Source organism: Saccharothrix hoggarensis, assembly GCF_042678885.1.
Classification (GTDB): domain Bacteria; phylum Actinomycetota; class Actinomycetes; order Mycobacteriales; family Pseudonocardiaceae; genus Actinosynnema; species Actinosynnema hoggarensis.
On sequence record NZ_JBHTLK010000404.1, the window covers coordinates 1 to 2,939 of the forward strand.

Here is a 2,939-nt window from a genome sequence, read left to right on the forward strand (position 1 = left end):
GACGAGATGGCGGGCCTCCCGCTCGGCGCGCGCGGCCCGGCGCAGTCCCTCGGCCTTGCCCTGCAACGCGCGGGCGCGCTCCTCGGCCGTGCGCAGCGACAGCCGGGCGTCGACCTCGCCTTGACGTGCGGCGGCCAGCTCGGCGGCCATCTCGTCGCGGTGGGACGTGTCCGGCTCGTCGTCGAGCGGCTGCTCCTGCGCCACCAGCAGCCGTTCTTCCAGCTCGGCGAGCTTGAGCAGGTTCTCCTCGCGGGCGGCCTCGACCTTCTCCCGCTGGGCGCGCGCCCGCTCGACCTCCGCCTCGGCCGACCGCACCGCCGCCGCGAGCCGGTTCAGCCGCTCGGACGACCGGGCGCGCCGCACCTTGGCCTCGTTCAGCTGCTCCTTCACCGCGGCGACCTCGGCCCGCCGGGCCTGCTGCTCGGCCCGCGCGCCCTCCAGGGCGGCCGCGGACTGCTCCAACGCGCGTTCGGCCAGCGCCAGCTTCTCCGACGCCTCGTCCACCGCGGCCTGGACCTCGATGACGCTCTGGCTGCGCCCGGACCCGCCGACGGCCCAGTCCGCGCCGAGCACGTCGCCGTCACGGGTCACCGCGCGCACCGAGGGGTGCTCGTCCACCAACCGCCGCGCGGTGGCCAGCGAGTCCACCACCGCGACCCGCTCCAGCGCCCGGTGCAACGCGGGCCGCAGCGGCTCCGGCGCCCCCACCACGTCCACGGCCCACCGAGCGCCCGCCGGCAACGTCGGCCAGCCGGACCGGTCGACGCTCACCGGCTCGCCGCCCACCAGCACGCCCGCCCGGCCGGTGTCCTGCTCCTTCAACAGCTCCAGCGTGGCCACCGCGTCGGCCCCGGCCGCCACCGCGACCGCCTCGAGCATCGGGCCCAGCGCCGCCGCCACCGCGATTTCCGCGCCCGGCTCCACGGTCAGCAGCGCCGCGAGCGAGCCCAGCAGCCCCGGCAGCCGGGACGCCAGCAACGCGCCCGCGCCGTCCTTGCGGGTCAGGCCCAGCGACAGCGCGTCCACCCGCGCCTTCCACGACGCGATGTCGCGCTCGGCGGCCCGCTCGGCCTTGACCAGCTCCTCGACCCGGCGGCGCGCCGCGTCGTCCGCCTCCACCGCCAGCCGGTGCCGCTCGTCCAGCCCGACGTCGTCCTCGTCCTCGGTCCCGGTCACCTCACGGGCCTCGGCGAGTTCCTGCTGGACGACCTCGGACCGCTCGACCGCCTCGGCCAGCGCGATCGACATCCGCTCGATCTCCTCGGCGGTCGCGCTCGTCTTCGACCGCAGCGCCTCGACCTGGCCGGACAGCCGGGCGAGGCCCTCGCGCCGGTCGGCGATGGCCCGCACGGCGGCCAGGTGCGCCTTCTCCGCCGCGGACACCACGCGCTCCAGCTCGGCCCGCGTCTCCACGGCCTCCGCCAGCCCGACCCGCGCCTCCGTCACGCCGTCCTGGAGCTCCTGCTCCAGCATCGCGGTCTGCTCGGCCTCGGCCTCCAGCTCGTCCGGGTCACGCCCGCCGCGCGGCGCTTCCACGGCCGCCGACAGGTGCCGCTCCCGCTCCACGGCCAGCCGCACGGTGCCGCGCAGCCGCTCCTCCAGCGCCGACAGCCGGTACCACGTGTCCTGCGCCTGCTGGAGCTTCGGCGCGTCCGCCGCGACCTGGTCCTCCAGCTCGTTCTGCTGGACCTGCGCCTGTTGCAGCGACCGCTCCACCTCGGCGCGGCGGGCGCGGGCGGCGGCCTCGTCCTGCTCCTCGCGCGCCAACGCCTCGCGCTGCGTCACCAGGTCGTCGGCGAGCAGGCGCATCCGGGCGTCCCGCAGCTCGGACTGCACGACCTGGGCGCGGCGGGCGATCTCGGCCTGCTTGCCCAGCGGCTTGAGCTGGCGGCGCAGCTCGGCGGTGAGGTCGGTGAGGCGGGTCAGGTTCGCCTGCATCGCCTCCAGCTTCCGCAGCGCCTTCTCCTTGCGCTTGCGGTGCTTCAGGACGCCCGCGGCCTCCTCGACGAACGCCCGGCGCTCCTCCGGCTTCGACTCCAGGATCGCGGCGAGCTGGCCCTGGCCGACGATGACGTGCATCTCGCGGCCGATGCCGGAGTCGCTCAGCAGCTCCTGGATGTCCATCAGGCGGCACGAGTTGCCGTTGATCTCGTACTCGGTGGCGCCCTCGCGGAACATGCGGCGGGTGATCGACACCTCGACGTAGTCGATCGGCAGCGCGCCGTCGGAGTTGTCGATGGTCAGCGTCACCTCGGCGCGGCCGAGCGGCGCGCGGCCGGACGTGCCGGCGAAGATGACGTCCTCCATCTTGCCGCCGCGCAGGTCCTTCGCGCCCTGCGTGCCCATCACCCAGCGCAGCGCGTCGAGCACGTTCGACTTGCCGGACCCGTTCGGTCCGACGACGCACGTGATGCCGGGCTCGAAGCGCAGCGTGGTAGCCGAGGCGAAGGACTTGAAGCCCTTCAGCGTCAGGCTCTTGAGGTGCACGCCGGGCAGCGTACCCGTGCCCGGCGGACGCCCGGGGCAGGCGCGCTGACCAGCGGTATCACGCCGGCCGCGTCACGGCCGGACCGAGACCAGCACCTTCATGTCCACCACGACGTCGAGCCGCTCGATCTCCCCGACCGGGAACGACGTCGACCCGGGGATGCGCTCGTCCGGCGCGTGGTCGGTGCCCCACCAGCCGCCGATCTCGGCGCGGCCGGCCCGGTCGTGGACGATCAGCTTGCACCTCAGGCCCTTGGGGATGTTCTCCACGGTCATCCACAGCTCGGTGCCCCAGGACTTGCCGACGAGGTCGGCGCTGGCCACCACGCCGGACGTGCCGTCGGACGCGTGCCAGGTCACGGCGGCCGGACCGTCGTCGCGCGCCAGCCGCGGCACCAGCACGCCGGCCAGCGCGACGAGCACCGCCAGCACACCGGCGGCGACCAGCACCG

At 75.3% G+C, this 2,939-nt stretch carries 1 protein-coding gene and 1 pseudogene; both read right to left on the minus strand.

Features of this window, described 5'->3' with window-relative positions:
• The coding region (smc, locus tag ACFQ3T_RS35550; protein ID WP_380730362.1) for a chromosome segregation protein SMC at window positions 1-2,487 on the minus strand (2,487 nt) is incomplete at its 3' end.
• A gap of 72 nt (window positions 2,488-2,559) precedes the next feature.
• Window positions 2,560-2,939, minus strand: a pseudogene (locus tag ACFQ3T_RS35555) (zf-HC2 domain-containing protein); the annotation flags it as partial.